The organism is Pseudochrobactrum sp. AO18b (genome assembly GCF_000409565.1).
Classification (GTDB): Bacteria; Pseudomonadota; Alphaproteobacteria; order Rhizobiales; family Rhizobiaceae; genus Pseudochrobactrum; species Pseudochrobactrum saccharolyticum.
In genome coordinates this window covers 22,495-29,433 of the sequence record NZ_ANNO01000065.1, presented here as the reverse complement: position 1 = coordinate 29,433, position 6,939 = coordinate 22,495, and the positions used below count along the sequence as shown (strand labels likewise).

Below are 6,939 nucleotides of genomic sequence, written 5' to 3'. Positions count from 1 at the left end.
CGGGCTGTCAAAGCGCCGCGCGATCCGGCATGGACGGCTGACGGTATTGTTTCTGACCATTGGGCACCGGCCTCGCCGGTGACAGGTCGCCTGAACGCCTTTGAATGGAAGGTGCCGTTTACGGAAATAGCGGCGGATACGTCTCCGGTTCTCGATGATGACAGTTTGAAAGAGCCGTTTTTACCGGTCACTTATTCGCGTGCGGAAGAGGCTGAGCCGTCAAACATGCCCGCGGTGAAGGAGCCGGTCTTTGCCGATGATCCTGATGATGCGGAAACTATGCCTCTTGTTGCGGATAAAACTAAAGCTGCTCCGAAGAAAACGGAACCGCAGGACAATAATCTGCGCAATGCCAAAGTAACTATTCTCACTGAGACGGGCGATAATCCTGCGGTGCAGGCCGCAAAAGATTCGCAGCCTGATAGTTCTGACGCTGCGAAGGATAAGCATAGTCTGATTGTTGATGATCCGGGTGTGGCGGCAGAACATGATGTGCCGATACGCAAGGAAGGGACGTTCCGGCTGTTTTAATACTGCGTCCGGTCGGGTTTGCAGAATGAAGTCCGTTAATTCCGTTGCAAAACAGTATTTTTGTTGCAGCTTGGTGACTCTGAGAAAGATTAGAAGATACTTGTAAGACAAAACATGTCTGTATGCTTGGCATCCTTCCGGATGCTGGTCTATGTGTAAGACCTGTCAAAGGCTGTATAAGCACTGGAGCATGTATGTTTGAGCGTCTGATCAGTTTTTTCAAAGAATTGCCGGGTTTTGATCCCTCGAAGAAAAAACAAACATTCTCTGATGAAGACCCGCGTCTGGCCGCTGCTGCATTGATGTTTCATGTCATTGAAGCGGATGGTGAGCAGCACGAAAAAGAGCGCAAACGTTTGTCGGATTTGCTGTCGCAGGCTTATGATTTGCAAGGCGATGACTTGCAGGCTTTGATTAAAGCGGCAGAAGTTGCGGATCAGGAATCGATTGATCTTTATCGTTTCACCAGTGTTTTGAAACGCCATCTGGATGTGCCGGCTCGTTTGAGCTTTATCGAGGTGCTGTGGGAAATGGTCTATGCCGATGGTGATGTCGGTGAAATCGAAGATAATATTATGTGGCGTATTGCCGAGCTGATCGGTGTGGATCAGGAGCAGCGCATCGGGATTAAATTACGGGTCGCTGAGCGTGCCCGTTCAATGCGTGATGCCTTGGCTTCAATATCCATGGCTGAAGAGCAGACCAATGCCGAGGCCGAAAAGGCTGAATAAAAGCAGCGGATTTGAAAGAGTGAAGGCCGTCATTGACGGCCTTTTTTATTTGTTACGGTCAATCAGTCTTTCGCGAGAAGACCTTTCCAGATGATTGCGCCGATAGCGGCACCGATCAGCGGAGCAACCCAGAACAACCAGAGCTGGCTGATGGCAGCTGTGTCTGCGAACAGGGCTGCTGCCGTGGAACGGGCCGGATTGACGGATGTATTGGTCACCGGAATTGAAATCAGGTGGATCAGTGTCAGACCGAGACCAATCGCGATTGGTGCAAAACCGGCCGGTGCCCGCGATGAGGTGGAGCCGAGAATAATAATCAGGAAGAAGGCAGTCAGCACGACTTCAATGGCAAGGGCTGCCCCAAGGCTATATTTGCCTGGTGAAAGATCGCCGTAGCCGTTGGAAGCGAAGCCGCCTGCGCTGAAATCAGCTTTACCGCTGGCAATAAAATACAGAATTGCAGCAGCAATAATGCCGCCGACCAGCTGTGCGATCCAGTAGGGAATGAGGTCTTTAGCCTCAAAGCGCCCGCCCAGAGTAAGGCCGAGAGTGACAGCCGGATTGAAATGTCCGCCCGAAATACCACCGACAGCATAGGCCATTGTCAGGACAGTCAGACCGAATGCCAGCGCGACACCGGCAAAGCCGATACCCAGTTCCGGAAAGGCTGCAGCGAGAACGGCGCTGCCGCAACCGCCGAAGACCAGCCAGAATGTGCCAAAACACTCTGCCGACAATTTATTCATCATGGAAGGCGTATCTTGCATGTTAATCCCCGTAGACGATTGAACAAAAATGAAATCTGCACGGAACTTATATTGCCCGCCGAATATGGACAGATTTGTCAGGATTGAACAGTCTTTTTTTGAACACAATTGGTGTAAATATTTGTCTTACAAAGAAATATTCTGTCTTATATTATAATTATTATAAAATAGGCGCAGATGTCAGGCCGAGGATAAGCAACTATCCTGTTATTAACCGGCAGCAACAGACGGCTGATTGCAGGATTGTGGCGGTTTTCATTTTTTCGGGCTGTTATGGTGTTTTAAAGTGTTGTACCGTCTTGGGAATTCATGAGCGGTTTCGACGCTTTATAAGGTTTCGGGATAATATTAACGGTTTCCGGAGTACCGGCTTGATGTCTAGGTTCGAGCGCCGACTGGCTTTTAATTTCAAACTGTTCTGTTTGCCTTTGGTTGCTGTGCTGGCAGGTTGCACAGGGACTGCAACGGCATGGACTGAAAAAGTCACGATTGAACAGGTTGAACTGCCAAAAGAATGCGCCGGATGGCAAAAGATTAATATGAAGCAGCGTGCTTATTACATGCTGATGCGTGATGATCCTGCGCTGATTATGGAAATCGATTCCCATAATCTTAAAGGTAAAAATCTTGGTTGCTGGCAATAGCCATATGCCGGTGTGACATGGCAGCTTCATTGAAACATGCAGGGCTGCTCAACTGATTCAGGGTAAATGATGCATCTGGATATTATAGAGCTGCAGTCATTTTATTCGACAGCATTGGGCAAACTGGCTGCTTCGGTTATTACTTCAGCACTGGATCCTTTATGGCTGCCAATGCCGCAGGAGCGGCTTGTCGGGATCGGCTATACGCTGCCTTATCTGGATCATTTTGCATCACAAGCGGAGCGGGCATTTGCTTTTATGCCAGCACGGCAGGGCGCAACCGGCTGGCCGCATGGCGAGGCACTGAGCACGGCGCTGGTCTATGATGAGGAGCTGCCTTTGCCGGATAGTTCTGTAGACCGCATCTTACTGGTACATACGCTTGAATTTTCTGAAAGCAGCGCGGAAACGCTGAAAGAAATGTGGCGTGTCTTATCACCGAACGGACAGTTGATCGTCGTGGTGCCAAACCGCCGTGGTGTCTGGGCGCGTATGGAACATACGCCTTTCGGCAGCGGGCGCCCTTTCAGTCGCGGACAATTATTGCAGGCTTTCAGAGAAGCCAATTTCACGCCGGGAAAAGTGGTCAATGCGCTGCATGTGCCGCCGACACGCTGGCGCTGGCTGCAACAATCATCTGGCTTGATAGAAACGGTCGGAACCCGTCTCTGGCCGTTGTTTGGCGGGGTGGTGATCGGGGAGGCGCATAAGCGCCTTTATCAGGGACTGCCGGTGCTGAAGCGTGCTTCACGCCGTGTTTTCGTGCCAGTGCTGACACCTCAGGGGACAGCACGACAGCAGCCGGTGAAGGTGAAAATTCACGATCACCGTGAGCGCTCCGGTCAATAAACCGGATTTAAGAAATTATGCTCTAGCGTTTAAGCAGAAAAACAGCCTGCTGGCCGAGCAGGTTCCACATGCCCCATGGCAGGCTGAACGGCATGCGCTCACCATTACGGTTCAGGGCCACAGCATCTTCAACTGTTGCACCAACCTCTTTGGTCATATCCACAAAATCGCGGATCGTGCAGAAGTGAATATTCGGCGTATCATACCAGCTGAACGGCAGTTCTTTGGTCACCGGCATTCTGCCGCGAAACAATAGTGAGCCACGCACCCGCCAGTAACCGAAATTCGGAATGGAAACGATCGCACGCTCACCGATGCGTAGTAATTCGCTCAGAACCTTTTTTGGATTGAGCGTGGCCTGCAAAGTCTGCGACAGGATCACATAATCGAAGCTGGAATCGGGGTAATAGACCAGATCACGGTCTGCATCGCCTTGTATCACCGACAATCCGCGCATCAGGCACTGGTTCACACCGCTTTGTGATAATTCCACGCCGCGCCCGTCTACATTGCGGCTGTCGCGCAGCAATTGCAGCAATTCACCGTCACTGCAGCCCACATCCAGAACCCGTGTTCCTGGGCGTACCAGCGAGGCGATAATATCAAAATCAACGCGGTTATGGATATGCAGGTTTTCGGTATTTTCAGCTGCGAAAAATGTCGTGTCGCCTGAACCGGCTTTGGTATCAGTCATCGGATTACAGACCTTTCGCACGGGCTGCGGAGCGGATGAAACCGTCAATGGTTGAGAAAAGAACCGGTTCATCCAGCAGGAAAGCATCGTGCCCGCGGTCTGTTTCGATTTCAACGAATGAAACAGACGCACCTGCCGCATTCAGTGCATGGACAACGAGACGGCTTTCGGATGTCGGGAACAGCCAGTCGCTGGAGAAGGATGCAACGAAAAAGCGGGTTTTGGTGCCGGTGAAAGCCGAAGCCAATAAGCCGTTATGTTCTGCTGCCATGTCGAAATAATCCATGGCACGGGTCAGATAGAGATAGGAATTGGCGTCAAAACGGTCAACGAAGCTGTTACCCTGATGGCGCAGATAGCTCTCAATCTGGAAATCAGCTTCAAAACCGAAGGTAATATTGGTGCGATCTTGCAGATTACGTCCGAATTTACGGTGCAGCGCGGCTTCCGACAAATAGGTGATATGCGCTGCCATACGCGCAACCGACAGGCCTTTGCGCGGAACAGAGTCCGATTGCGTGAGATATTGACCGTTGAGCCACAGCGGATCGGCCATCACGGCCTGACGGCCAACCTCGTTGAAGGCGATATTCTGCGCTGACAAACGCGCGCCGCTGGCCAGAACCACAGCCGAGAAAACCTTGTCTGGATAGCTTGATGCCCATTGCAGCACCTGCATGCCGCCGACGGAGCCACCAACCACGGCCAGCAATTGTTCAATGCCGAAATGTTCCACCAGCATCGCCTGTGCCCGCACCATATCGCCGATCGTTATGATCGGCAGATCAAGCGCATAAGGTTTACCGGTTGCCGGATTAATGGATGCAGGGCCGGTTGAGCCCATGCAGCTGCCGATAACATTGGAACAGAGCACAAAATAACGGTCAGTATCAATCGGCTTGCCAGGGCCGACAAGTGAAGTCCACCAGCCGTCTTTGCCGGTGAGCGGATTGGTGCTGGCAACATGCTGATCGCCGGTCAGGGCATGGCAGATCAGGATAGCATTGCTCTTATCGGCATTGAGTGTGCCATAGGACTGATAAGCGAGCTGAAACGGGCTCAGAACGGAACCGCTGTCGAGCTGAAGCGGTTTGTCTTCACCAAAATACACCACAGGACTGTTCGGCTGAACAGCTTCCTGATTGCGGTTGTCTGATAGGGCGGCAGTTTCAGCTGATATCGTCATAAAACATGTCTGCGTCAGAGCATTTTCAGGTCTGTTTGCAACAAACCCAATGCCCTAATTCCCTGATTTTACGCATAATCCTCTCCGAAAGCCGATTTGTTTTTCGGGATTATGCGTTAGAATTTGTCCGGTGACCGGAACTGGATGCGGATATGCAGGCAATTTTTGCCTGTTTTGCGCATTTTTGACTAGCCGGCCGCGTTGGTGATTTCAGATATTTTTATCTGAAACTACTGCGATCTAGGGGCTAGAGGGGTTTAAAGTCAAGGTTTCTCTCGACTTGTTCTGCGATGCGGTTTATGCCGCTAAAGTCATTCGGTTTCAGCGGGAATATTTCGCTGGTCACAGACCGGCAAATGTTACTGCAATGCTGTTTCCGTACATAATCTCTATCAACAATACAGGCTCTTAATATTGGATAAGAATGATGAACGATTTCGCGAAAGCTCAACGCCCGACACCTAAAGCCGGCGTCATGGATATTGCTGCTTATGTTCCTGGCAAAGCCACCGTTCACGGTGTTGCCAAAGTGCACAAGCTGTCTGCCAATGAAAGCCCGCTGGGTGCAAGCCCGCATGCTGTTGAAGCTTATCGTGCAACCGATCATTATCTGAGCTCTTATCCGGACGGCGAAGTCATTGCGCTGCGTCAGGCCATTGCGGAAACGCAAGGCCTGAATATTGAGAATATTCTCTGCGGCAACGGTTCGGATGAATTGCTCGGCCTGCTGTGCCAGACCTATCTGGCACCGGGTGATGAAGCGATTTTCACCGATCACGGTTTTCTGGTCTATAAAATCCAGACATTGGCGGCCGGTGCAAAACCGGTGATCGTGAAAGAAAAGGACACGGTGATTGATGTGGATGCGGTACTTGCTGCTGTCACAGACAAGACCAAGGTTGTTTTCATCACCAATCCGGGCAATCCGACCGGTACTTATGTCCCGTTTGAGGAAGTGAAGCGCCTGCATGCCGGTCTGCCGCCGCATGTTCTGCTGGTGCTGGATGCGGCCTATGCGGAATATGTGCGCAAGAATGATTATGATGCCGGTGTGGCGCTGGTCTCAGCGAGCGACAATGTGGTGATGACCCGCACATTCTCGAAGATTCACGGCCTGCCTGCGCTGCGTATCGGCTGGATGTATGCGCCACTGCATGTCACGGAAGCGGTGAACCGTGTGCGCGGACCTTTCAACATGAACAGCGCGGCGATTGCTGCCGGTACTGCGGCAATCCGCGACCGCGATCATGTGCAGAAAGCCTGCGCGTTCAATGCGGAATGGGCGCAATGGCTGACAGACGAGTTTATCAAGCTCGGTCTGAAAGTTACGCCATCGGTCACCAATTTCCTGCTGGTGCATTTCCCTGACACACAGAACAAGTCTGCCGCTAAAGCTGACGAATATCTGCAGTCCAAGGGATATATTCTGCGGCGCGTGACATCCTATGGCTTCCCTGAAGCCCTGCGGATGAGCATCGGCTCGGAAGAAGCCAATCGCGGTGTGATTGCCGCTCTCACTGAATTTTTGAAGTCCTGA

The 6,939-nt window shown here is 51.6% G+C and carries 7 protein-coding genes and 1 pseudogene; 5 read left to right on the top strand and 3 right to left on the bottom strand.

Going from position 1 to position 6,939, the window contains the following annotated elements; translation table 11 throughout:
- Together A918_RS21965 and A918_RS0103240 are read left to right on the top strand one after the other, a co-directional pair.
- A pseudogene (locus tag A918_RS21965) lies at nucleotides 1-531 on the top strand (hypothetical protein); the annotation flags it as partial.
- A gap of 194 nt (nucleotides 532-725) precedes the next feature.
- Complete coding sequence (locus tag A918_RS0103240; RefSeq protein WP_022709665.1) at nucleotides 726-1,262, top strand: TerB family tellurite resistance protein; 537 nt, start codon at nucleotides 726-728, stop codon at nucleotides 1,260-1,262.
- Between the two features lie 62 nt (nucleotides 1,263-1,324).
- On the opposite strand, the gene aqpZ is transcribed toward A918_RS0103240, so the two are convergent.
- Nucleotides 1,325-2,011 (bottom strand): aquaporin Z, encoded by a 687-nt coding sequence (gene aqpZ / locus A918_RS0103235; protein WP_028233318.1) that lies wholly within the window; start codon nucleotides 2,009-2,011, stop codon nucleotides 1,325-1,327.
- A gap of 392 nt (nucleotides 2,012-2,403) precedes the next feature.
- On the opposite strand from aqpZ, the gene A918_RS0103230 reads away from it, so the two are divergent.
- Together A918_RS0103230 and A918_RS19280 are read left to right on the top strand one after the other, a co-directional pair.
- On the top strand, nucleotides 2,404-2,673 hold the full coding sequence (locus A918_RS0103230) for a hypothetical protein (RefSeq protein ID WP_022709663.1): 270 nt from the start codon (nucleotides 2,404-2,406) through the stop codon (nucleotides 2,671-2,673).
- 69 nt (nucleotides 2,674-2,742) lie between these two features.
- The gene (locus tag A918_RS19280; protein ID WP_022709662.1) at nucleotides 2,743-3,522 is read left to right on the top strand and encodes a class I SAM-dependent methyltransferase; all 780 of its coding nucleotides are present in this window, start codon (nucleotides 2,743-2,745) and stop codon (nucleotides 3,520-3,522) included.
- A gap of 22 nt (nucleotides 3,523-3,544) precedes the next feature.
- On the opposite strand, the gene metW is transcribed toward A918_RS19280, so the two are convergent.
- Both metW and A918_RS0103215 read right to left on the bottom strand, forming a co-directional pair.
- Nucleotides 3,545-4,216 carry a methionine biosynthesis protein MetW gene (metW, locus tag A918_RS0103220; RefSeq protein WP_022709661.1) on the bottom strand — a complete coding sequence of 224 codons (672 nt, stop codon included), beginning with the start codon at nucleotides 4,214-4,216 and terminating at the stop codon, nucleotides 3,545-3,547.
- A gap of 4 nt (nucleotides 4,217-4,220) precedes the next feature.
- Nucleotides 4,221-5,402, bottom strand: coding sequence for a homoserine O-acetyltransferase (locus A918_RS0103215; protein ID WP_022709660.1), 1,182 nt, complete (start codon nucleotides 5,400-5,402; stop codon nucleotides 4,221-4,223).
- Nucleotides 5,403-5,829: 427 nt separating this feature from the next.
- On the opposite strand from A918_RS0103215, the gene A918_RS0103210 reads away from it, so the two are divergent.
- Entirely contained in the window at nucleotides 5,830-6,939 is a 1,110-nt protein-coding gene (locus A918_RS0103210) for a histidinol-phosphate transaminase (protein ID WP_028233315.1), read from the top strand.

Excerpts from the sequence above, each read along its gene's own strand:
- A918_RS0103210 (WP_028233315.1), top strand. The coding sequence starts at position 5,830 with ATGAACGATTTCGCGAAAGCTCAACGCCCGACACCTAAAGCCGGCGTC.
- A918_RS0103240 (WP_022709665.1), top strand. The coding sequence starts at position 726 with ATGTTTGAGCGTCTGATCAGTTTTTTCAAAGAATTGCCGGGTTTTGAT.
- A918_RS0103215 (WP_022709660.1), bottom strand. The coding sequence starts at position 5,402 with ATGACGATATCAGCTGAAACTGCCGCCCTATCAGACAACCGCAATCAG.
- aqpZ (WP_028233318.1), bottom strand. The coding sequence starts at position 2,011 with ATGATGAATAAATTGTCGGCAGAGTGTTTTGGCACATTCTGGCTGGTC.
- A918_RS19280 (WP_022709662.1), top strand. The coding sequence starts at position 2,743 with ATGCATCTGGATATTATAGAGCTGCAGTCATTTTATTCGACAGCATTG.
- metW (WP_022709661.1), bottom strand. The coding sequence starts at position 4,216 with ATGACTGATACCAAAGCCGGTTCAGGCGACACGACATTTTTCGCAGCT.
- A918_RS0103230 (WP_022709663.1), top strand. The coding sequence starts at position 2,404 with ATGTCTAGGTTCGAGCGCCGACTGGCTTTTAATTTCAAACTGTTCTGT.